The following is a 23,335-nucleotide window of genomic DNA, read 5'->3' as shown; positions in this document are numbered from 1 at the left end:
CGCGTCGACGGGCAGCGAACTCCTCATGGAGGTGTCGGCCCTGACGGTCGAGTACGTCACCGACAAGGGCCCCGTGCCTGCTTGCCAGGACGTGTCGCTCACCTTGCGGCGCGGCGAGATCCTGGGTATCGCCGGGGAGTCCGGTTCGGGCAAGAGCACCCTGGTCACGGCCCTCACCCGCCTGCAGCGCCCGCCGGCACTCACCACCGGCGGCCAGATCCGCTACCACCCGCCGGGCCGGGAGCCGGTGGACCTGGTCACGCTGGACGAGCGCGGGCTGCGGCGCCTGCGGTGGACGGAGCTGTCGATCGTCCTGCAGAGCGCGATGGCCGCGTTCAACCCGGTCATGCGGCTGGGCGCGCAGTTCGCCGACGTCATCGCCGAGCATCACAAGGGCATCAGCCGCGCGGAGACCGACGCACGCACCGCCCGGCTGCTGCGCATGGTCGGCATCGCACCCGACCGCGCCCGCTCCTACCCCCACGAGCTGTCCGGCGGGATGCGGCAGCGCGCCCTGATCGCCCTCGCCCTGGCCTGCGATCCGGAACTCGTCGTGATGGACGAACCGACCACGGCCGTGGACGTGGTGATGCAGCGGCAGATCCTGATCCAGATCCTCCGCCTCCAGCGGGAGCTGGGCTTCGCCGTGATCTTCGTGACCCACGATCTGTCCCTGCTCATCGAACTCGCCGACCGGATCGCCATCATGTACGGCGGGCGCGTCGTGGAGACCGGCCCGGCACGGCAGCTCTACTCCGATCCGAAGCACCCCTACACGCGCGGGCTGCGTGACGCCTTCCCGCCGCTGCACGCTCCTTTGTCACGGCTGTCCAGCATTCCCGGCAGCCCACCCGACCTGCGCAACCCGCCACCGGGGTGCGCCTTCGCGCCCCGGTGTGCCCATCGCAGGGACGCCTGCACGCACGTCCTGCCCGAACTGCGGGCCGTCCCCTCCGACACCGGCGACCGGCAGGTGGCCTGCGTGCTGCACCAGCACCCCGACGGACAGGTGATGACTCCATGACCTCCACGACACCGGACGCAGGGTCCCGCCACGACGACGCCGCCACCGTGCTGGAAGCGGTCGACGTCACCAAGCACTTCACCGTGCGGGACTCCCTCGGCCGCAAGTCCACCGTACACGCCGTCGAGCACGCGAGCGTCACCTTGCGTCAAGGGCGGGTCGTGGCCCTGGTGGGCGAGAGCGGCAGCGGCAAGACCACGCTGGCCAGGCTGCTGGCCCAGTTCCATCCCGTCACCTCCGGGGAGATCCGGCTGGCCGGCCGGCCGGCGCCCAAGGCCGGGCCCGGCTACTTCCGCCAGGTCCAGCTGATCTTCCAGGACCCCTTCTCGTCGCTGAACCGGCTGCACCGGGTGCGGCACATCCTGGGACGCGCCCTGCAGATCCACGGCCACGCCCGCACCCGCGCCGAAGTCGAGCGGCAGGTACTGGAGTTGCTGCGGAAGGTCAATCTGACCCCCGCCGAGGAGTTCATCGACAAGCGCCCGCACGAGATGTCCGGCGGGCAGCTCCAGCGGATCTCCATCGCCAGAGCGCTGGCCGTGCGGCCGACCGTCCTGCTCGGCGACGAGCCCATCAGCATGCTGGACGTCTCCATCCGGCTGGACGTACTCAACCTGCTGGCGAAGCTGCGTGACGAGGACGGCCTCGCACTGCTCTACATCACCCACGACATCGCCGGCGCCCGCTACCTGTGCGACGAGGTCCGGGTGATGTACGCGGGGCAGATGGTCGAGGGCGGGCCCAAGGAGGCGGTGATCCAGTCGCCCAAACACCCCTACACCCGGCTGCTCGTCGACGCCTCCCCCGATCCTGACCGGCCGGGTGGCGGGCTGCGGGACCAGCCGGGCACCGCGGACCCGGGGGAACCACCGGACCTGACCGACCCGCCCGCCGGCTGCCGGTTCCATCCCCGCTGCCCGTTCGCGATGGACGACTGCCGGCGCTCGTTCCCGGAGCGCACCACGTTCGACGACGGCCAGTGGGCGCACTGCTGGCTGCACCAACACGGCCGTTCGGCCGAACTCGAAGAGCACCCCATCGGAAAGGACCGCCCATGAAGCGCCTGCTGAGTGCCGGGATCGCGATGGCCGCCACCTGCTGCGTGCTGTCCGCGTGCAGCACCACCCACAGCACGTCGTCCTCGGCGACGGACACGGTGCGGCTGACCACCGGACCCACCCAGTCGTTCCAGAAGGGCTGGAACCCGTTCGCCCCCGCGCCCAACGCCGGTGTGTCGTTCTTCTACGAGCCCCTGCTCCGGGTGGACCCGCAGCACACCACACCGCAGAAGTGGCTCGCCGACTCCTGGGCGTTCAGCGACGGCGGCAGGACCCTCACCTTCCACCTGCACGGCGGGGTCAAGTGGTCCGACGGCCGGGCGTTCACCGCGAACGACGTGAAGTTCAGCCTCGACGTCCCCCTCGAACACCCCGAGCTGAACGTGACCGGGGCCCAGTACACGTCCGTCGACGCGCCCGACGCGTCGACGGTCGTGGTGCACTACCCCAAGCCCGCCTTCACCGACCTGAGCGCGTTCGGCAGACGGGACATCTATCCGGAGCACATCTGGGCGACCCGGAACCTGAAGACGTACACCAACCCCGATCCGGTCGGCACCGGCCCGGTGTCGCTCGACTCCTTCAGCCCCCAGCAGATCACCCTGAAGATCCGCGGCGACTACTGGAACGGCGCCTTCCCGCACGTGAAGAAGGTGGCGATCGTCGCGGCCCAGGAGTCCAGCACGAGGAGCCTGCTGCTGAAGAACCAGCTGGACTGGAGCACCATGTCCTGGCAGGGCGCGCAGCAGAACTTCGTGGCGCCGGACGCCGCGCACCACCAGTACCAGGTGTACGCCCTCATCGGCTCGGAAGGCGTGCTGTTCAACACGCGGCGTGGCCCCACGAGCGATGTCCACGTACGGCAGGCCCTCACCAAGGCCCTCAAGGTGGACGACGTCCTGAAGGTGATGGGCACCGGGCAGCCGGCCGTCAACCCGTCCGGCCTCAACAACACCCTGGGGCGGACCTGGATTCCGTCCGATCTGGCCGGCAAGGTCCTGGAGCAGGACGTGGCCGGCGCCAGGAACGAGCTGGCCGCCGGTGGTTGGAGCGTGCGGGGCGGCCGGCTCACCAAGGCCGGCAAGAGCTACCCGCTCACCCTCGACGTCTACCAGCCGTACGCCAACTGGGTGGACATGGGCGCGGCGCTCAAGGACCAGTGGAAGAGGGCCCTGGGTCTCGACGTGACCGTGACGAACATGCCCGACGCCACCTTCGTGCAGAAGGAACCGGTCGGCGACTTCGACATGGAGACCGCGTTCACCCCGCCGTCCGGCGACGGCAGCATCTACGGCGCCCTGGCGGCGTTCAGCGGCGACAACGCGAAGCCGCTCGGGAAGCCCGCCACCGCCGACTTCGGCCGCTTCGACGACCCCGCCTACACCAAGCTGATCAAGGAGATGGCCGCCGTGGACCCCGCCGACACGGCGAAGCTGGCGCGGCTCACCGGGCCGGCCCTGGACATCCTCGCCCAGCAGGCGCCCTACCTGCCGATCGGCGCCTCGGCGTCGTTCGCCGACATCAACACCTCCCGCTGGACCGGCTGGCCGACCCCCGACAGCGCGCAGTACACCCCGTACACCTCCGCCGGCCCGGACACCACGCTGACGCTCCAGCACCTGCGGCCGGCCTCCTGACCGGCGGCCGCACGCCGGGACCGCGTGATCGACGCCTCCCGGCACCTCCGGGCGGGCGGCACTCCCCTGCCGCCCGCCCGGCGTTCCCCTTCCGCTCGTTCGCCTAGGAGAGCTGTGACCGCCACTCCACCCGCCGGCGCGGAGCTGACCCTCACCGATTCCGGTCTGCTGCGCGCGGGAGCGCCGCATCAGATCGTGTCCGCGGCCATCCACTACTTCCGGGTCCACCCGCAGCTGTGGGACGACCGGCTGCGGCGGCTGCGCGCCATGGGCGTCAACACCGTCGAGACCTATGTCGCCTGGAACGTCCACGAACCCGCCCCGGGGCAGCACGACTTCACCGGGCCGGCCGACATCGCCGCCTTCGTCACCCTCGCCGGCCGGCTCGGTCTGGACGTCATCGTCCGGCCGGGCCCTTACATCTGCGCGGAATGGGAGTTCGGCGGTCTGCCCGGCTGGCTCCTGGCCGATCCCGCCCTGCGCCTGCGCCGCGGCGACGAACGGTATCTGAAGGCCGTGGACGCCTGGTTCGACGTGCTGCTGCCCGTCCTCGTGCCTCTGCTGGCCGGCAACGGCGGACCGGTGGTGGCCCTGCAGATCGAGAACGAGTACGGAAGCTACGGCAACGACACCGCCTACCTCGAACACCTGCGGCAGGGGCTGGTGCGCCGGGGCGCCGGCTGCCTGCTGTTCACCGCCGACGGCGCCACCGACCCCGTCCTGCGCGCCGGCACCCTCCCCGGAGTCCTCGCCACCGCCACCTTCGGTTCCGACCCCGACGAAGCACTCGCGGCGCTCCGCCGGCACCGACCGACCGGCCCGCTCATGTGCATGGAGTACTGGAACGGCTGGTTCGACCACTGGGGCGAGAAGCACCACACCCGCGCCCCCGAGGAAGCCGCCGACGACCTGGACCGCATGCTCGCCCGAGGCGCCTCCGTCAACATCTACATGGGCCACGGCGGCACCAACTTCGGCTGGTGGAACGGCGCCAACCACGACGGGAACGCTTACCAACCCACCTGCACCAGCTACGACTACGGGGCCCCGGTGGGCGAGGCGGGCGAGTTGACCGCGAAGTTCCACGCCTTCCGGGACGTCATCGCCCGGCACACCGGCGGGATCGTGCACGAGCCGCCCCCACCGTCCGACCGGCTGACCCCGCGGTCGCTGCACGTCACCGGCAGCACGACGCTGCGAGAGTCGCTGGACGTCCTCTCCACCCCGGTGCGCCGCCTGTCACCCGAACCCATGGAGGCACTCGGACAGAACACCGGACTGATCCACTACCGCACCCGCCTGAGCGGACCCGTGCCCACGGCGATGCTGCGCGTCGACGGCCTCGCCGACCGCGCGCAGGTCTTCCTCGACGGCGTCGCCATCGGCGTCCTCGATCGCAACGACCCGCAGGCCGGACTGCCGGTCGAGGTGCCGGCGGAGGGCGCCGATCTGGAAGTGCTGGTGGAGAACATGGGCCGGATCAACTACGGCCCCCTGCTCGGCGATCGCAAGGGCATCACCGGCGGGGTCCGCCTGGACACCCGCTTCCAGTTCGGCTGGGACATCCGCACGCTGCCCCTCTCCGACCTGACCGGGCTCCGGTTCAGCCCCCGACCCGCGGACCGGCACCCGGCCTTCCACCTCGTCGAGGCCGACCTCGACGCGCCCGCCGACGGGTTCCTCGCGCTGCCCGGCTGGACCAAGGGCATGGTGTGGGTCAACGGCTTCGCCCTGGGCCGCTACTGGGATCGCGGCCCTCAGCGCACCCTCTACGCGCCGGCCCCGGTCTGGACCGCCGGCCGCAACGAGATCGTGGTCCTGGAACTCCACCGGGCAGGCCCCACCCTCGACATCCGCGACGCCCCGGACCTGGGGTAGCCGGGGGCCGAGGCTCTGCCTTCGGCGCGCACGTCAGGGCCCGTCCCCCCGCTGCCGGGGGGACGATCGAGCACGCAAGGGATCTGACGGGTCCCGCGGGCCCGCACCACCCGACGGGTGGTGCGGGCCCGTGTGGTCGATCGCCTCGGGTCGGGCGGGATCTGTCGGACCGGCCCTACCTACAGGTGAGGACGGGGGCGGCCCAGTCGGCGTGGTCGTTGCCGTTGCCGTTGCCGCCGTCGCCGACGTCCAGGTCGAGGATCTGGCCGTCGGTGACGGGGACGTCGATGCTGACCGGTGTCGACTGCCCGGTGAGGACCGGGGTGGTGGTGAGGACCTTGCCGTCGAGGATGACGGAGAAGGTGGACGAGCCCGGGTCGCCGTTGTCGATCCCGACGGTGGCGGTGAACCTGCTGCACTGTCCGCCGAGGTAGATCTGCACGTCGCTGGGCGCGTTGGTGCCCAGTCCCTTGGCGTAGACGGTGCCGCCCAGCGTGAGCGGAGTGCCGTCGTCCGCGGCCTGCCCGCCGACGCTCTGGTCGCGTTCGACCGGGCCCCAGCCGTTGCTGGCCGACAGGAACGTAAGGTCGCTGACCTGGTCGGTGCCCGCGGGCGGCGGGGCGGGGACCGAACCGATGATCCGCTCGTCGGTGACGGTCCGGGAGCGGCCGCCTTGCCGGAACCGCACGGTGGTGGTGAGCGGGTTCACCTTGCCGGGGGTGGCCGGCGGGGTGACGGTCCAGGTGAAGGTGGCGGAGGTTCCGCCGCGCACCCGGACGGGGTTCGTTGCCGAGGTCTTTCGGGTGACGGTCCAGCCGTCGGGGGCCGCGATCGTGGCGGTCACGTGGGTGGCTTCGGGGGTGCCGGCCGGCACGCTGACCATCGTGGTCGCGGTGAAGGACGTGCCGCCCTGGACCGATCCGGGCACCTGGAGGGCGGCCGACAGCTGGTGCGGGGCGGGCATGGCGTACTTCTTCGCGTCGTACCCGGGGCTGTCGTTCTGCGCGACCTTCAGGGCGGAGGCGTAGCTGCCGTAGTCGGTGAGCTGGACCTTGCCGAGGCCGCCGGTGCTGCCGTCGAGGTTCCACACGGCGATGGCGATGGTGTTCCTGCCCTGCGGGTCCAGCACCCCGTTGGGGACGGGGAAGCTGTGCTGGGGGCCGAGGTAGTTGACGTAGTTGCCCATGTCCCAGCCGTTGACGTAGATCTCGGCGCGGTACTTGCGGGACGGGTCGTCGGTGAGGGTGAGCCCGAGGGAGGTGTCCTGCCCCTTGGGCAGGCGCAGGTTGACGTCGGTGGTGTACCAGGAGACGCCGGGGGTGGTGTCGGTGGCGGGCAGGGTGGTCGGGGTCCAGCCCTTCGTCGGGTAGCCGGGCAGCATGTAGCCGGCGCGCTCGCCGTACAGGCCGCCGGTGGCCAGCGGGCCGCGGACGGGGTCGACGGGGGTCTGACCACCGCGGTTGCCCTGCAGCCGCCAGGTGATGGTGCTCAGCGGGTCGCCCACCAGGTTGGCGCCGGTCAGGCCGCGGACGGTGCTGGCGTCGGACCGTCCCCAGTTCTCGTCGTGTCCCATGTTCACGGTCAGCACGGAGACGACGTTGTCGCCGCCGAGTTTCACCAGGCCCGCGGGGAAGGTGTACGTCTTCTGGCCGTCGGCGGTGGAACTGCCCAGGAAGGTGCCGTTGAGCCACACCGAGGAGGCCGCCGCGCCGCCGCCGCTCGTGGTGGACAGGGTGATGCCGGTCGTCTTGCTGTCGCCGGTGAAGCGGCCGCGGTACCAGACGGACCCGGTGTGGAAGCCGTAGTCGTCGGCGGACAGCACCGGAAGGGTGGCCGGCGTGGTGATCTTCGAGGTGGTCTTGTCGGCCACCTGCCAGGACGAGTCGTCGAAGCCGGGCTGCGACTCCGGCGACTCCTGGATGTGCTTCCAGTCGGTGAGCGCGGGCAGGGTGACCGCCGCGGCGGTCGGGAGCGTGCCGGTGAGGCTGCCGTCCTCCGCCGTGCGGGTGTGGACCGGCAGGCCGTTCCAGGTCAGGGACTTGGCCGCGGACCAGACCTCGATGGAGCCGTCGGTGCCGGTGTCGCCGGTGAGGGCGAACGCGGTGCCGTGGGACGAGGCGCCGCGCAGCAGGTGGGTGCCGCGGACCAGGACCGGGCCGGCGGCGGTGTCCTGCCGCCAGAAGGTCTTGGCGGTCGCGGTGTCGGCGAGCAGCAGCAGGAGCGGGTGGCCGCCGCCGCTGATCCGGACCTGGGTCAGGCCGGTGTGCTGGTAGTTCAGTCGCAGGTCGCCGGTGGTCGCGTCCCAGGTGGAGGTCACGGTGCCGCCGGTGGAGGCGACGGTGGGCTTCTTGTCGTAGTGCAGGACCGTCTCGCCGTCGGTGCCGTGGTCGCCGTAGAGGACCGCGACGTCCCGGCCGCCGATGGTGTCGTCGGTCATGATCTGCGAGGTCGAGTAGCGCAGCAGGTTCTTCTGGCCGAGGTCGTAGTTCGCGACGACGATCGAGGACTCGCGGCCGTTCAGGGTCAGCGACGTGCCGGGCTGCTGCGGAACGGTGTACGTCCGCGCGCCGAGGTCGAGCGTCAGGTGCGCGCTGTCGGTGCTCGTCGCGTTCGAGTCGGCGTGCCGCAGCACGTGGAACTGGGTGCCGGTGTCGGGGTTGACCCGCGCGGTGTCCACGATCTTGGTGTTGTCGGTCGTGACCGAGGGCAGGGCGTCGGTCTTGGTGAGCGGGGCGACGGCCTGCGTGAAGTAGCCGATCAGCTTGTCCTGGTCGTACTTCGGGTCGAGTTGGCGTGTCTCGCGGATCGCGGCGCCGTAGTCGTAGGACGTGTAGTGGCTCATCATGCCGAGCCAGCCCCAGTTGGTGCCGCCGTAGGCCATGTAGAAGTTCTGCATGGTGGCGCCGACGGCGATGTTCTGCTTGTAGTACACGTCGGCGAACTGGTCGTTGTACTGCTGCGCGTAGACGTCGTAGCCGGGCCCGCCCCAGTTGTCGAACCAGCCGCCCTGGTATTCCGCGGTCACCAGTGGCTTTCCGGCCGGGTGGTCGTAGCTGATGTCCGGGACGCCGCACTGCGACGCGTCGGCGCAGAATCCCCCGGGGTAGGAGTCGACGCCGTCCACGTCCAGGGCGCCCGTGCCGGAGTTGAAGGTGCCGTTGTTGTTGCCGACCAGCGGCACGCTGATGCCGTCCGCCCTGGCCTTGTCCTCCAGGTGCTGCATGTACGCCCGGGCGTCCGAGCCGCTGTCGTAGAACTCGTTCTCGACCTGGTACTGGATCACCGTGCCGGTGCCGTTGGTGAGCTGGTGGCGGGCGAGGATGCGGTCGATCTGCGTCTGCCACTGGTCGGAGTACTTCAGCCAGGTCGGGTCGGTGGTGCGGGTGGAGGTGACCTCGTTGTGCAGCCAGGCCGGGAATCCCCCGCCGTCGACTTCGGCGTTGATGTACGGGCCAGGCCGGGCGATCACGTACATGCCCAGCTGGTCCGCCATGTCCAGCAGCTTGTCCACGTCCCGCACACCGGTGAAGTCGTAGACCCCCGGCGCGGGCGAGTGGTAGCCCCAGTCGAAGTACACCGACACGGCGTTGAACCCGGCCGCCTTCATCTTCTGCAGCACGTCCAGCCACTCGCCCTGGCTGGGCAGCCGGAAGTAGTGGAACTCACCGGACCACAGGTAGGTGCGCTTGCCGTCGATCAGGTACGAGTAGCCGTCGTACGTCACCGAATGCCGGGTGCCCGCGGAACTCGCGGACCGCCCGGACTGCGCTGCGTCCGGCCGTGGTGCCGCCGTCGCGCCGCCGGCCACGCCAAGTCCCAGGCCGCAGAGCAGCGCGACGACCGTGGCGGTGGCCAGGAACCGGTGCAGGAGCCGGCGTCTGACGCCCCTCAATCTCATGGAAACCTCCGTTGTCGGTGATGGCGCGGTCGCCTACTGGGCGAGCGCCGGGTAGTTCCACTGCTGGCTGGGCTTGGTGGCGTCGCAGGTCAGCTGCACGAGCGGTGCTCCGTCGCTCGTGGACGATCCGTCCAGGTCGAGGCACTTCCCGCTGTTCACCGAGACCACCTGGTAGGCGCTGCCGCCGGGGAGCTGGACGAACGTCCACTGCTGGCTCGGCCTGGTGGCGTCGCAGGCCCACTGGACGATCGGTGCTCCGTCGCCCGTGGACGCCGCGGTCACGTCGAGGCACTTGCCGCTGCTGCCCGACACCAGCCGGAAGGCGCCGCTGTTTCCGGGAGCCTGGACGAACTGCCATGTCTGGTTCGGCTTGTTGGTGCCGCAGGGCCACTGGATGATCGACCCTCCGTCGCTGGTGGACCCGCCGGACACATCCACGCACTTGCCGCTGTTCACGTCGGTGATCGGGCCCCGGTCGGTGGAGTCGACGCTGATCTCCGCCGCGGACGCGTAGCCTCCGGTGGTGGTGTCGGCTTCGAGGCGGACATAGCGAGCCGCCCGGGCCGGGAAGACGGCGGTCTTGGGGGTGCGGTCCGCCCGCCACTTTCCGGTGGCCGCTTGGTGGAAGGTGGTGCCGTCGGTGCTGGTGTAGACGGTGTACCGCGTGATCGTTCCCGTGGCGCCGCGTCCCTGCGGAGGCAGGTAGGACAGGGCGCCGGCCTTCTTCACCGCGCCGAGGTCGACGGTGACGGACTGGGGCCTGCGGGACGTCTCGCTGCTCCAGGCGGTCGCCGGGTCGCCGTCGACGGCGTTGCGGGCTCCGCTTCCGGCGCGCTGGCTGGTGGCCGTGGCCGTGGCGTGGGTGGTGCCGGCCGGAGCGGTGACGGCGACGTCGGTGAAGTCGACCTTGGCGAAGCTGCCGACCTCGAAGCCGGTCTGCCCGGTGGCGTGGCTGGTGTCGGTGAGGGTCGCGACGCGGGTGTGGTCGATGGACGCCTCGATGGTCGAACCGTTCATGCTCAGCGCCAGGTTGTGCCAGCTCCCGGTGCCGGGCGCGGGGACGGTGCCGCTCGCCAGGGTGGTGTCGGTCGCGCTCTGGTTCTCGGTGTAGAGGCTCCAGGCGCCGTCGGTGCCGAGCTTGAGATGGTACGCGGAGCGGTCGTGGTCGGCGTGGTCGACGCGGCCGAGCAGTTCCGCCGAGGTCGACGGCTGTTCGAACCGGACGTCGGCGCTGGCCTGGTAGTCCTTCCACGCGGGGTCACCGAGGAAGGTGGTGGGGGTGTAGTTCATGTCCGTGTGCCACGGCAGAGGGGCATGGGTGAGGACCTGGCGCAGGCACCCCCGCGTTCCGGAGTCGCCGGGGCACGTCGCGGTCTCGAACGCGCCGGCCCAGTCGTGGAAGTACCGGGGTGAGGTTCCGGCGGGGTAGGTGGAGAAGTCGTTCCGGTAGGGCAGCGGCTGGGTCTGCGAGGGCGGCGGGACGGCGGCGCCCTTGGCCTGGTGGCGCGTGGTGGTGAGGGTGTAGACGGAGCCGGGCTGGAGGGTGAGCGAGTAGGTGCCGTCGTGGGGGGTGATGCTCGCTTCCTGGTCGAACCACTGGGCGGGATCGGTGGAGGCGACGTTGCTGTGCCAGACCTGCACGGCCTTGGTGGACAGGCCGCCCTTCACGGTGAGGCTGACGGTCTGGGGCGCTTGGGCGTCGGTGGTCTCGATGACCGTGCTGTAGTCCCGCCCGGACTTCAGCGTCACGTAGCTGCCGCTGTGTGGATCGCCGCCGCTGCCGCTGCCGGCGAGGTAACCGCCGGCACCGTCGAGGTACTTCCATCCCGGCTGGGCGAACTGCGTGGTGTGCGCCATGACCCAGATGTCCCGGCCGACCGTGTAGGACCCGGACCAGGGCTGGTCGGCCATCAGCGGGGCGGCGCCGTAGAACGGCTCGTTGGACGGCCAGGAGCCGACCAGCGGCCACTTGATGTCCGCGGTGACCTTGGCGTCGATGTACTCGCGGTTGAGGTTGCGGGCCAGCGCCTGCGGGTTCGCGCCGTCGCTGTCGTTGTCGTCCTCGGAGACCCACAGCGGCTTGTCGAGTCCCTCCGCGACCGTGCTGCCGGGGCAGCCGGTGTACGAGGGACTGGAGTGCCAGCACACGCCGTGCAGTCCGACGACCCCGACCGCGTTGTCGAACGCGCTGTCGCCGGCGAGGTCGTCGGCGATCGACCAGCTCCCACCGGTGTTGTCCTCGTCCGGCGCCACCAGCTTGACGGCCGAGTCGCCGGTGGCGTCGAGGTGCTTGCGCAGGGCCTCGAAGTACGTCTTGTCGGTGGGGTTCTCGTTCCACCCGCCGAGGTAACCGACCTTCAGATGGTGGGACTTCGCGCAGCCGAGCCACGTGGTGAGGTAGTCCATGTTGTCCTTGGACCACATGTAGGGCTGCCCGGGCGAGGGGTTGCCGGGGTCGTCGACCCCGATCCAGCCCGGTGCGGCCCATTCCAGGCCGACGAACGTGATGTTCGGGTTGCGGGCGGCGGCCTGCTCCATGATCCACCACTCGTAGCCGGCGTCGCAGTTCACCTTGCCCTTGGTGCGCTCGATGCTGGGTTCGGGTCCGTCGGTGGAGTTGGCGTCACCGCCGATCTCCACCTTCAGGATCTGCATGCTCGCGCCGTAGTCCGGCTTGAACAGATAGTCCAGGATCTGGCTGCGCTGCGGCTCCGGATAGTCGATCAGCGCACGGGAGTTCGCCCCGCCACCGCTGACCGTGCCGATGCCGTCGAAGGTGCGGCCGGGCGACGTGCCGTCCACGGTGATCGACGTCGTGGTGGCCGCACCGGCTCTGGCCGGGGCCAGCAGCACCGCCACCGAGGCCATGATCACGGCCAGGACCGCGGCCAGCGCCACGAAGCGGCTCTCACCGCCTGTCCATCGTCGTTGCCTGTACGTGTCCATGTGCCTGCCTCCTGGAGGACCGCGTCCTCGTCACGCGGATGACAACCGACTCGGTGGAGCGAAGCGGGAAGGGGCGAGCAAGGAATCCAACCGAATCGAACTCAACCGACCAGATTCACTCAGCGGCCAGAGGCTAGACAGGCCCCCGCAGCGCGTCAAGGTTTCACTCCGGTAACTTGCACGTGACGAGGCGCGGTGATCATCGCCAACGGCACTGCCCTGCTGGGCACTTGAGAGAGTGGACCGATCGGGGCAGAACGGGAGGACACGGTCGCGCCGAGCGGCGTTCGACGTCTGTACGGACTCGCTCGCCACGGCCCGCGCATGGCAGCGAAGCCGCCGACCGCACCGGGAACGCCCGGCGGCGAGCGATCAAGAACGCCCATCCAAGCGCTCACGAACGCCCATCCGGTGGACCGCGCCGGCAGCAACAACGCCCGAACGGAGGCTTCCTGACGGCGGGATAGGGTTCGGTCCAGAAGATCCACTTGGCGCAGGCGAGTCGTACCGGGGCCGGACACGGTGGCCGCTCGAGGAGGGACCCGATGCTGGAGGCTCTGGGGCTGGGCGCGCCCGAAGAGGCCGTGTACATGGCGCTGTTGGCCGGGCCGGCAGCCTCCGCGCAGGACCTCGCCTGGCAGACCGGCCTCGAAGAGGCCACCAGCGAGCGGATACTGCGGGACCTCACGGGACGCGGCTTGGTGGCCGTCGCCACCGACACCCGGGCATCGGGCCCGGCCGGGCTCGAAGCCGGACCCGCGCCCGTAGCCGAACCCGGACCTGCACCCGTAGCCGGGCCTACACCCGCACCCGCACCCGAAAAGCCCGGGCCCGAGGCCCCCCGGCCCACCCGCTACCGGCTCACCCCACCGTCGGTGGCCCTGGCCCCCCTCCTCGTCGAGCAGCGCAACGCCCTGCACCTGGCCGAGACCGCGTACGCGAAGCTGACCGAGCGGTACCGCCACACCGCCGCGCACACGGACGGCGGTGTCGTGGAGGTGGTCGTCGGCGCGGAGCAGGTCGCGCACCGGTTCCACCAACTGCAGTGCGGCGCCCAGCGGGAACTGCTCGTCTTCCTCGTCGGCGAGGCCGTCGCGGTGGCGAGGGAGGATGCCGACTCGTCGGAGAGCTCCGCCCTGGGCCGGGGGGTCGACTTCCGGGTGGTGGCCGCCAAGGACTATCTCGACGGTGACGACGTGGTGCGGGACGTGCGGGAGTCCGTCATGGCGGGTGTCGCGTTCCGCCTGGTCGACTCGCTGCCGCTGAAGATGGTCATCTCGGACCGGGAACGCGCCATGGTGCCACTGGAGATGACGGACTCCGGCGGTGTGCCGAGCGCGGTCGTCGTCCACCGCAGCGGCCTGCTGACGGCCCTGGTGCACCTCTTCGAGAAGGAGTGGGCCCAGGCCCGGCCGGTGTTCACCGGCACGGGGACCCTGGAGGACCCGGCCGGCGACCCGCAACCGACCGCGGAGGAACTGGAGGTCCTCGCCCTGCTGCTGGCCGGGGTCTCCGACCGCCGGGCGGCATCCCAACTCGGCCTCTCCATCCGCACCGTGGAGCGACGGGTGCGCCGGCTGACGGACCTCGCCGGCGGAGGGTCGCGCCTCCAACTCGGATGGCACGCCGCACGCGCGGGCTGGCTCTGAGCGGATCACCGCCGTAGCGGCCGTCCGCGGGGAATCCGTCCGCGGAATCCGCCCGCGGAACCGACCCCGCGCGGCGGAACGACCCGGCGGACACGGCCGATTGTCGGAATGCCGTCACGCGGGAGACCCGTCACCCGCGGCGCGTCTCAGCGATCCGTATCCCTGCCAGGATGCAGCCGAGCATGGCATGTCCACGGCTTCGAGTAGGGAGACTCATGCATCCAATAGCGCGGATGGCCCTGGGCGCGGCGACCGCCGCCGTCCTGGCCGTCACCGCCGGCGCGCCGTCCGGGGCAGCGACCGCGCCCCCTGACGGTGCCTCCGGGCAACGTCCCCTCACCGGCAGCGGAACCGCGGCGACGGGCGGCAGGCAGGTCACCGTCACCCTCGTCACCGGCGACAAGGTCGTGGTGACCACGGACCCGTCGGGCCACAGCTCGGCGGCCGTGCTGCCCCGCGAGGACGGCACCCAGCCGCTGGTGGAGACCTTCCAGTCGGGCAAGGACCTCTATGTCTACCCGGCGGACGCCGCCCAGGCGATCGCCGAGGGCAAGGTGGACCAGCAGCTGTTCAACGTCACCGGGCTCATCCGCCAGGGGTACGACGACGCCCACAGCAGCACGCTGCCCCTCATCGCCACCTACCAGAACGGGGTGAATGTCGCCGCCAGCGCGCCGGCCGCCCCGCGGGGCGCCGAGCAGGGCCTGAGCCTCCCGGCCGTGGACGGCGTCGCGCTCAAGGCCGACAAGTCCACCGCCGCCACTTTCTGGCAGGACATCACCGGCACCCGGTCGCGTTCCGCCACCTCGCTGAAGAAGCTGTGGCTGGACAGCAAGGTCAAGGCGACGCTGGAGCAGTCCACCCAGCAGGTGCGCGCGCCGCAGGCCTGGGCCGAGGGCTACGACGGCAAGGGCACCAAGGTCGCCGTGCTGGACACGGGTGTGGACGCCGAACACCCGGACCTGGTCAACCGGATCGCCGAGTCGAAGAACTTCACGGACTCCGACAGCACCGACGACCGGCAGGGCCACGGCACGCACACCGCCTCCACCGTCGGCGGCTCCGGAGCCGCGAGCGACGGCCGCGAGAAGGGCGTCGCCCCCGGAACCTCCCTGCTCATCGGCAAGGTCCTCGACGACAGCGGCTCCGGCGACACCTCCTGGATCATCGCGGGCATGCAGTGGGCCGTCGACCAGCAGGCCGACGTCGTCTCCATGAGCCTGGGCAACCCCGAGATCGGCGACTGCTCCGACCCGCTGGCCCAGGCCGCGCAGGATCTCTCGCAGAACACGCACACCCTGTTCGTCGTCGCCGCCGGCAACTCCGGTCCCGGCACCGAGACCGTCTCCTCGCCCGGTTGCGCGCCCGGCGTGCTGACCGTCGGCGCCGTCGACCAGAAGGACGCCACCGCGTCCTTCTCCAGCCGCGGGCCGGTGGCTGTCACCCACACCCTCAAGCCCGAGATCGCCGCCCCCGGCGTCGACATCCTCGCGGCCAAGGCGGGCGGGCGGGGTGTCTACGCCTACCAGACGATGTCGGGCACCTCCATGGCCACCCCGCACGTCGCCGGCGCGGCGGCCGTCGTCCGCCAGGCCCACCCGACCTGGACCGCGCAGCAGATCAAGGCCGCGCTGGTCTCCTCCGCCCGTACCGGCGGCAAGGTCGCGGGCGCCGACCAGACCGGGGGCGGTGTCCTCGACGTGTACGCGGCGGTGCACCAGAAGGTGCTCTCCGCGCCGGCCGTGCAAGGCGGCAGCTACAACTGGCCGCAGGACGCCTCGGACCGCACCACCGTGCAGGTGCCCTTCACCAACACCGGCACGGCCGCGGTCACCCTGGGTCTCAAGGTCAGCGGCGTGCACGGCAACGACGGCAGCGACGTGGGCTCCCCCGTCATCAAGCCGGCGCAGGGCAAGGTGAGCGTTCCCGCGGGGGCCACCGTCCAGGTGCCGGTGCGGATCGATCCGACCGCCCGTCTCACCGCCGCCCAGTACGGAGCGGTCACCGGCCGGATCACGGCCACCGGCGGCGGCGCGCACGTCTCCGTGCCGGTCACGCTCTACGTCCAGCCGGAGACGCTCACCCTGCGGGTCAAGGTCGTCGACCGCAACGGCGCGCCCGCGACCGGCGCTTCGTCCGTGGACCTGGTCAGCCTCGACACCGCCAAGGGCGAGCGCCGCAGCAACGACGGCGCGAGCGACCAGACGTACAGCGTGCGGCCGGGCGACTACGCCCTCTCCGGCTTCGTGGCCACCTACGACGCGGACAACGCCGTCGAATCCATCGGCTACCTCGCGCGCCCGCAGGTCCACCTCACCCGGGACACCACCATCGTCCTGGACGCCCGCACGGCGCACCGGTTGAGCGTGCGCACCGACCGCCCCTCGACGGTGAGCCACACCACCTTCAGCTACGGCCGCACCTGGGACGACACCTGGCAGCTGAGCGGCTCGCTGATGGCCGGCAGCGACGTGCAGAAGTTCTACGCCTCCGTCGACGGGCGCGCGAAGAAGGGCACCTTCGAGTTCCGGCCCACCTGGCGCGCGACCGGTACGCAGAACGGCTCGCCGTACGTCTACAACCTCTCGTTCCCGACGCAGGGCCCGCTGACGTCCGACCAGGTCTACCGGCCGCGGGACACCAAGCTGGCCCAGGTCACCGAGAAGTGGTACGCCCTCGGCAAGGAAGCCGACTACATGGACGGGCTGTTCCTCGTCCCCTCCTGGGACAGCGGCACCAGCATCACGGTGAGCCTGTTCGACCCGGTCCACGTACCGGGGACGCGGACCGCCTACTACACGACCGGCGACGACGTCTGGCAGCACGGCGCGATGACCAGCTTCCCGTTCGCCGCGTACATGGGCGACCAGAACCGCACCTACCGGGCCGGCGAGCGCCGTACCGAGGAGTGGTACCGCGGTCTCCTGCGGCCGGCGGCGCCGCGCGACACGGACGGCAAGTTGGAACTGGCCGCCGAGCGCCAGGGCGACCTGATCGGCTTCCAGAGCGCGCTGTGGCTCGACGCCTCCGGTGACCACTGGTCCGGCGGCGCGTCGTTCGGCGACCTGGGCAACCTGGTGCTGAAGCGCAACGGCGAGCAGATCGCCACCAGCGCGTATCCGTACGACGTGTTCACGGTGCCGCCCGAGGACTCTGCCTACGAGCTCACCCAGAACCTGTCCAAGATCCCGACCTCGGACCCGAACTGGCTGCGCTCCACCGCCGTCACCACCACCTGGAGCTTCCGCTCGCACCTGGAGCCGGAGGTCTCCTCCCGTGGCCTGCCGATCCTGTTCCCGGCGTACGACCTGCCGGTGGACGGTACGAACACGCTGCCCGCGCGGAGCGGCATCACGGTCGGCCTGTCGGCGGAGGGCCACGCCGGGTACACACCGGGCGCGATCACCGCGGCCGCACTGTCCTACTCCTACGACGACGGCGCCACCTGGACCCAGGCGCCGACCCGTCAGCAGCACGGGAAGTGGACCGCTGTCCTCGACCACACCGGCGCCGCCGGGAAGCAGGTCACGCTGAAGGTCTCCCTCACCGACGCGAACGGCAACGCGGTCACCCAGACCGTCACCCGCGCCTACGACGTGCGGTAGCCGGACAGGCAGACGGAGGAGCGGGCCCGTGTCAGGGACACGGGCCCGCTCCTTTCGGCTATCGCGCCGCCTTCCGGGTGGTCACCTCAGCCCGATGCGGTCGACGGGAATGCGGCGGTAGCCGGGAAGTTGCGCGGCGATCCGGTCGTCACCTCCCAGCCGCGCCGTCCCGTCGGTGACCGTCACCACCCCTGGGTCGGCGGTGAGCGTCAGGTTGTGGTCGACGGTTCCGTAGGTGAGCGCGGACGGGGCAATGCTCAGCGCGGGGGTGCCGTACAGCGCGTTGTACTCGACGGTGTTGTCCTTCGGGTACGCCGGGTCGTCGTCGGTGATGGTCGCGAGGCGCGGATAGCGCGACCGCCAGGGCTCGTCCTGGTAGGGGACGGCGGCCAGCAGGTCGTACATCCCCCAGGCGCCACCGGGTGCCAGGTCCGCGGCCGCCCAGTTGAGTCCGCGCTCGTCGAGCATCACCGAGTGCATGCCCGACAGCATGACGTTGTTGGTGATGACGTTGTCCCGGCCGCCGCCGATCTGGAAGCCCGTGTGGACCTGGTAGAAGATGTTGCCGGACACCGTCGTGCCGCAGTAGCAGTCATCGAGGTAGACGCCCGAGGCGAGGTCGCCGCCGGGGGTGCCGACGATGTCGTGCAGGAAGTTGTAGCGGATGACGGTGCCGCGTCCGGTCCAGTCGCGTCCCGCGTAGATGGCGCCGGCGTCGTTGGTCTGCTTCACCACGTCGTTGATCTCGTTGTACTCGATCAGGTGGTCGTTGCCGCGGAACAGGACCGCGACGTGCGGCGCGTCGTAGATGTGGTTGTTGGCCGCGCGGTTGCCCACGCCGGCGAGTTCGACCGCGGGGCTGTACGTCGCCTGGAGCCGGCTGTAGTCGTGGATCTCGTTGCCGACCGCCTGGTTCCTCGCCGGGGTGAGGGTGGCCCGGTCACCGCCGGCGAGGGAGATGCCGCCCTGGCCGGTGGCCAGGATGTGGCAGCCGCTGACCTCGTTGTGCGATCCGCCCCCCGGTCCGTCCGGCGTGCTCGCGTCGCCGAACCTGACCGCCCGCCCGCCCAGGAGTTGCAGCGTGCAGTCGCGGACGGCGTTGGCGGTGCCGTCGGTGACGACGACGCCGTCACCTCGCGCTCCTTCGAACACCAGGTTCGCGAACGTGACGTTCGAGCAGCCGTCGAGCACCGCCATCGGGTCGGCCAGCAGCGACAGCAGCACGGTCGCGCCGGACAGCGCGTCCGGCGGGTACAGGTACAACTTCCCGGTGTCCCGGTCGAGATACCACTCCCCCGGCGTGTCGAGTTCCTCCAGGACGTTGTAGTAGTAGTACCTCTGACCGGCCCGGACGCTGTACATGCTCGCGGTCTCGGTGGAGATCTGCTGCGCTGCCTTGTCGATCGCCTTGATCCGGAGGTTGCCGTCGGCCCAGTCGTAGAACCAGTAGCCGTACATCCACACGTCGCTGGTGTCGGCCCAGGTCGACGGCCGGGGGTCGGTGTACGCGAAGGTCGCGCCCTTGGCGAACTCCGCCGCCATCTTCGCGGGGTCGCCGAGGACGCTGCGGGGGTTCCCGCCGGGGTCGACGACCTTGCCGACGGTGAGGAAGTCGGCGCTCGGGTAGCGGGCGAGCGTCATCGCCGAGCCGTTGAAGAAGAGTTCGGGCGGGGTCACCGCGGCGGGCAGGCCGTAGCCGGTCTGCACGATCCGGCCGTAGTCGCTGATCCCGAGCGCGGCCAGATCGACCTCCTGGACGAGGTCCCGGACGGCGGCGGGGAGCCGGTCGAGGACCGCCTGGTCGGCGACCGGGGCGAAGCTCGCACCGGGCAGTTCCAGGCCGCCGACGAGCCGTACTTCCTCGCCGTTGTACGCGGTGTAGGTGACCGGTCGGCCCGGTGAACCGGAGTCCCGCGCGTCGAGCGTGAAGCTCTGCGTCCGCCGGTACACGCCGCCCCGGAGCTGGACGGTCACCGGTGCGGTCGCGCGGTCCTTCGACCCCTTCCGCCATTTCCGGATCGCGTCACGCGCTCCTTCGAGCGTCGCGAGCGGCGCGGCCCGCGTGCCCGGGGCGGTGTCGTTCCCACCCGGTGCCACGAAGAACTGCCGGACGGGCTCGGGCTGTCGGCCTCGCCCGTGGGCCGGCTCGGCATGGGCGGCCGGCCCGGTGGCGACGGCTGCCGAGACGGCCGCCGCGGTGGCCCCGGCGGCCTTGAGCAGATCGCGTCGAGAGAACTGGGACATGTGGTGCCTTTCGTGGGTGCCTGCTGGAACCGGGCACCGGTTCGGGCGCAGCGCGCCTCCCCCCACCGGGCCCTCGTTGCACGATGCGGCTTCCTATCGATAATGGCCGAGAGACAAGTAGCCTGTGGCCGACGAGAGTTGTCAAGAGTTCTTGCGTAATCCAGCGGAACCCGCCGTACCTGGGGCTATATCGGCGGTCTGGATGTTGCGAATGGGTAACGCTGGCGTCAACGGCCCTTGACTCCCGCCCAGTTCGCCCCCGAAAGTGAGCGGGCTATCGATAACCGATAGGAACTGAGGGAGGGTTCGATGGTTTCGGGTTCTCACCGGCGCCTGGCCAAGCTGGGTGCCATCGCCGTATCCGCCGCGATGCTGACGGCCTGCTCGACCGGTACCGGCTCGGGCAAGGGCGGCACCGACATCCGGATGCTGGTCAACACCACACCCGTGCTGACCAAACAGTTCTACGAAAACCTGGTGGCGCCGTACGTCGCCGCCCACCCGGGCGTGAAGGTCACGATCGAGGCACCCACCGGCAAGGGCGTCACGGACTCGCTCCAGCAGGATCTGGCCGCGGGCAGGCCGCCGGCCATCATCGCCGGCGGGCAGAACACCCAGTTCGCCGACCAGATGGCACCCCTGCCGGACGAGCCGTGGGTGAGGAACGCGCCGTTCTCCCAGTCCGCCAAGCTCAAGGGCAAGGTCTGGATGGTCGGCACCGGCGTCCAGATCCAGTCGCTGGTGTTCTACAACAAGGCCGCCTTCCAGAAGGCCGGCATCACCGACCCGCCCAGGACGGTCGACCAGTACACCGCGGATCTGCGCAAGCTCAAGACCGCCGGCTACACGCCGCTGCAGACCGGCGGCGAGTGGACCACCGGCTCGCAGTTCCTCATGCTCGCCAACCCGAACGTGATGAACACGGCGCCGGACTGGTACGCGCAGCGCAACAAGAACGCCGTCTCGTTCGCCGACAGCAACTACGCCAAGTACCTCGACGTCTACCAGTCCTGGATCAAGCAGGGCCTGGTCCCCAAGGACGCCGACGGCACCAAGTACCAGGACATGATCACCGACTTCACGACCGGCAAGTCGGCGACCATGGTGATGGGCAGCTGGCTGGTGGCCTCGGTCGACAGCGCGAAGCCGTCCTTCGGCGTCGGGGTCTTTCCGGTCCCGACGTTCGACGGCTCCGAGCCGCCGCAGGCGAGCAACCCGGCCATGACGTACTCGGTGCTCAAGGCGTCCAACCAGCAGACCGCGGCCATGGGCCTGGTGAAGTACCTGGTCAGCGACAAGGCCGCGATCACCACCTCGCTCAAGGCCGAGGGCAACTTCCGTACCGGGTACAGCTACGACGCCTCCCTGCTGACCGACGAGGTCGGGAAGATCCTGGACGCGGCCCACGGCAAGGTCGTCGCCATCGGTCCGGGCCTGGGCGACAACTCCGCCCCGGCCGGATTCGAGGACGAGATCAACACGCAGATCCAGAGCCTGTATCTCGGCACGAAGCCCGCCGCGGTCGCGGCCGCGATGGACAAGTGGTGGACGTCGAATGCGCCCAAGTGAGCTGACCGCCACCGCTCCGGGACCGGCGGACGACCCCCCGGCGCCGCGGTCCACCCGTCACACCGACCTGCCCAGGAACCGCCGCCCGCTGCGGCTGCGCGCCGTCGGTGGCCTGACCGACATGGTGATGGTCGGCCCCGCGCTGCTGGCCGTCGTGGTCTTCGTGCTCATCCCCATCGTGGTGGCCGCCAAGCTCAGCCTCACCAACTGGGACGGCTACTCCCCGCACCCGGAGTTCCTGGGCCTGGCCAACTACCGGCGGCTCTTCTCCGACCCGGGCGTGGCGAGCGCAACGCACGTCACGCTCGTGATCGCGGTCGTCGGCACCGTGGCCTGCAACGTCCTCGGTCTGGGCCTGGCGATGATGCTCAACGGCACGGGCCGGCTCAAGGCGGTCCTGCGCGGCCTGTTCTTCTACCCGCACGTGCTGGGCGCGGTGATCATCGGTTTCCTGTGGTCGGCGGTGCTGAGCAGCGACGGCGCGGTCAACGCGGTGCTGACCGCGGCGCACCACGGGACGATCCCGTTCCTGGCCGATCCGCACTGGGCGCTCGCCGCGGTCGTCTTCGTGGTGGTCTGGTCGACGTTCGGCGTGAACGTGGTGCTCTACCTCTCCGGCCTTCAGACCATTCCGGAGTCGCTGCTGGAGGCCGCGCGCCTGGACGGCGCGTCGCGCTGGCAGACCTTCCGCCATGTCGTGCTGCCGATGCTCGCGCCCACCGTGACGATCAACGTGGTCCTGGTGCTCGTGCAGTTGCTGCGGGTCTACGACCTGGTGCTCGCCATGACGGACGGCGGTCCGGCCGGCCACACCCAGACGTACGCCTACATGGTGCTGGCGTCGTCCTTCCGCAACGGGCAGATCGGCTACGCCCTGGCCCAGAGCGTCGTGCTCATGGTCGCCACGGCGGTCCTCGCCATCGTGATCGTGCTGCTGCGCCAACGCAGCGAGAAGGCGGTGGAGGCATGAACCGCAGGATCGGCAGCTGGACTGCCGCGGGCGTGCTCGGCCTGTGCGCGCTGGTGATGCTGGTGCCGCTGTACCTCGTGGTGGTCAACGCCTTCAAGTCGGACGCGGTGATCAGGCAGAAGCCGTTCGCCGCCGGCCCGGGCGGGCTGTCCACGCACTACCTGCGGGCGGCGCTGTCGTCGCCGGACTACAACGTCGCCAAGGCGTTCGGCATCACGGTGCTGTTCGTGGTGCTGGTCAACGCGCTGTCGCTGGTACTGGCCGGCCCGGCCGCCTACGTCGTCGCCCGCGGGACCCGGCCGTGGCACAAGCTGCTGCTGCTGGTGTTCCTGGCCGGACTGTTCATCCCCGGGCAGGTGCTGGTCATCCCGGTGATCTACGTCCTGCGCTACACGGGTCTGATGGGCACCATCCCCGGCTTCGTCCTCTACGAGACGACGCTGACCGTGCCCCTGTCGATGTTCCTCTACGTCGGCTACATCAAGACCATCCCGCGTCAGCTCGACGAGGCGGCGCAGATCGACGGCGCCGGCCGGCTGCGGATCTTCTGGCAGGTCGTCTTCCCGCTGATGCGCCCGGTCGTGATCACGGCCGTGGTCCTGCACACCATCGGCGTCTGGACGGACTTCGTGAACCCGCAGATCGTGCTGGGCCCCACGTCGGGCGTCTACACCGTGATGACCGGCGTCTACGCCGCGATCGGCCTGCACACCACCGACCTGTCCGTGGTCTATCCGACGCTGCTGCTGGCGATCGCGCCGGTGCTGATCTTCTTCGTGATCATGCAGCGCAAGATCGTCGGCGGCCTCACCGCCGGCGCGACGAAGGGCTGACCGTGACCGAGCAACCGGCAACCG

12 protein-coding genes are annotated in these 23,335 nt (G+C 70.5%); 9 read left to right on the top strand and 3 right to left on the bottom strand.

All coding sequences use genetic code 11. The features are described 5' to 3' along the window. The first annotated feature begins 25 nt into the window (after positions 1–25). The 4 genes from OG896_RS33675 (at position 26) to OG896_RS33660 (ending at position 5,597) form a co-directional block, all read left to right on the top strand. Positions 26–1,024, top strand: a complete 999-nt coding sequence (locus tag OG896_RS33675) for an ABC transporter ATP-binding protein (protein WP_328473863.1) — start codon at positions 26–28, stop codon at positions 1,022–1,024. Next, entirely contained in the window at positions 1,021–2,082 is a 1,062-nt protein-coding gene (locus tag OG896_RS33670; RefSeq protein ID WP_328461728.1) for an ABC transporter ATP-binding protein, read from the top strand. Before OG896_RS33675 ends, OG896_RS33670 begins: the two co-directional genes overlap by 4 nt. Then, the gene (locus OG896_RS33665; protein WP_328461730.1) at positions 2,079–3,719 is read left to right on the top strand and encodes an ABC transporter substrate-binding protein; all 1,641 of its coding nucleotides are present in this window, start codon (positions 2,079–2,081) and stop codon (positions 3,717–3,719) included. The genes OG896_RS33670 and OG896_RS33665 overlap by 4 nt, the downstream gene beginning before the upstream one ends. A gap of 114 nt (positions 3,720–3,833) precedes the next feature. Next, a complete protein-coding gene (locus OG896_RS33660) occupies positions 3,834–5,597 on the top strand; it encodes a glycoside hydrolase family 35 protein (RefSeq protein ID WP_328461732.1) in 1,764 nt (587 codons plus the stop codon). Between the two features lie 175 nt (positions 5,598–5,772). Here the strand turns inward: OG896_RS33660 and OG896_RS33655 are convergent, their stop codons facing one another. Together OG896_RS33655 and OG896_RS33650 are read right to left on the bottom strand one after the other, a co-directional pair. Beyond that, complete coding sequence (locus OG896_RS33655) at positions 5,773–9,495, bottom strand: beta-galactosidase (RefSeq protein ID WP_329371428.1); 3,723 nt, start codon at positions 9,493–9,495, stop codon at positions 5,773–5,775. Between the two features lie 33 nt (positions 9,496–9,528). Beyond that, entirely contained in the window at positions 9,529–12,441 is a 2,913-nt protein-coding gene (locus OG896_RS33650; protein ID WP_329371426.1) for an RICIN domain-containing protein, read from the bottom strand. A 545-nt stretch (positions 12,442–12,986) separates the two neighbouring features. Here OG896_RS33650 and OG896_RS33645 point away from each other — a divergent pair. Then, the gene (locus OG896_RS33645; protein WP_329371424.1) at positions 12,987–14,090 is read left to right on the top strand and encodes a helix-turn-helix domain-containing protein; all 1,104 of its coding nucleotides are present in this window, start codon (positions 12,987–12,989) and stop codon (positions 14,088–14,090) included. Between the two features lie 215 nt (positions 14,091–14,305). Then, positions 14,306–17,695 (top strand): S8 family peptidase, encoded by a 3,390-nt coding sequence (locus OG896_RS33640; protein ID WP_329371422.1) that lies wholly within the window; start codon positions 14,306–14,308, stop codon positions 17,693–17,695. A gap of 81 nt (positions 17,696–17,776) precedes the next feature. Here OG896_RS33640 and OG896_RS33635 read toward each other — a convergent pair whose 3' ends face one another. Then, on the bottom strand, positions 17,777–19,939 hold the full coding sequence (locus tag OG896_RS33635) for a right-handed parallel beta-helix repeat-containing protein (RefSeq protein WP_329371419.1): 2,163 nt from the start codon (positions 19,937–19,939) through the stop codon (positions 17,777–17,779). Positions 19,940–20,248: 309 nt separating this feature from the next. On the opposite strand from OG896_RS33635, the gene OG896_RS33630 reads away from it, so the two are divergent. From OG896_RS33630 to OG896_RS33620, 3 genes are read left to right on the top strand one after another with little or no spacing between them, the layout of a single operon-like run. Then, positions 20,249–21,508, top strand: coding sequence for an ABC transporter substrate-binding protein (locus OG896_RS33630; RefSeq protein WP_329371417.1), 1,260 nt, complete (start codon positions 20,249–20,251; stop codon positions 21,506–21,508). Then, positions 21,495–22,478 (top strand): carbohydrate ABC transporter permease, encoded by a 984-nt coding sequence (locus OG896_RS33625; protein ID WP_329371415.1) that lies wholly within the window; start codon positions 21,495–21,497, stop codon positions 22,476–22,478. Before OG896_RS33630 ends, OG896_RS33625 begins: the two co-directional genes overlap by 14 nt. Continuing rightward, positions 22,475–23,311, top strand: a complete 837-nt coding sequence (locus OG896_RS33620; RefSeq protein WP_329371414.1) for a carbohydrate ABC transporter permease — start codon at positions 22,475–22,477, stop codon at positions 23,309–23,311. Before OG896_RS33625 ends, OG896_RS33620 begins: the two co-directional genes overlap by 4 nt. Positions 23,312–23,335 lie beyond the last annotated feature (24 nt).

It is taken from the genome of Streptomyces sp. NBC_00669, from assembly GCF_036226785.1.
Lineage (GTDB): Bacteria > Actinomycetota > Actinomycetes > Streptomycetales > Streptomycetaceae > Actinacidiphila.
This window is presented reverse-complemented; position numbering and strand designations above follow the sequence as displayed.

Excerpts from the sequence above, each read along its gene's own strand:
- OG896_RS33675 (WP_328473863.1), top strand. The coding sequence starts at position 26 with ATGGAGGTGTCGGCCCTGACGGTCGAGTACGTCACCGACAAGGGCCCC.
- OG896_RS33670 (WP_328461728.1), top strand. The coding sequence starts at position 1,021 with ATGACCTCCACGACACCGGACGCAGGGTCCCGCCACGACGACGCCGCC.
- OG896_RS33665 (WP_328461730.1), top strand. The coding sequence starts at position 2,079 with ATGAAGCGCCTGCTGAGTGCCGGGATCGCGATGGCCGCCACCTGCTGC.
- OG896_RS33655 (WP_329371428.1), bottom strand. The coding sequence starts at position 9,495 with ATGAGATTGAGGGGCGTCAGACGCCGGCTCCTGCACCGGTTCCTGGCC.
- OG896_RS33650 (WP_329371426.1), bottom strand. The coding sequence starts at position 12,441 with ATGGACACGTACAGGCAACGACGATGGACAGGCGGTGAGAGCCGCTTC.
- OG896_RS33645 (WP_329371424.1), top strand. The coding sequence starts at position 12,987 with ATGCTGGAGGCTCTGGGGCTGGGCGCGCCCGAAGAGGCCGTGTACATG.
- OG896_RS33640 (WP_329371422.1), top strand. The coding sequence starts at position 14,306 with ATGCATCCAATAGCGCGGATGGCCCTGGGCGCGGCGACCGCCGCCGTC.
- OG896_RS33635 (WP_329371419.1), bottom strand. The coding sequence starts at position 19,939 with ATGTCCCAGTTCTCTCGACGCGATCTGCTCAAGGCCGCCGGGGCCACC.
- OG896_RS33630 (WP_329371417.1), top strand. The coding sequence starts at position 20,249 with ATGGTTTCGGGTTCTCACCGGCGCCTGGCCAAGCTGGGTGCCATCGCC.
- OG896_RS33625 (WP_329371415.1), top strand. The coding sequence starts at position 21,495 with ATGCGCCCAAGTGAGCTGACCGCCACCGCTCCGGGACCGGCGGACGAC.
- OG896_RS33620 (WP_329371414.1), top strand. The coding sequence starts at position 22,475 with ATGAACCGCAGGATCGGCAGCTGGACTGCCGCGGGCGTGCTCGGCCTG.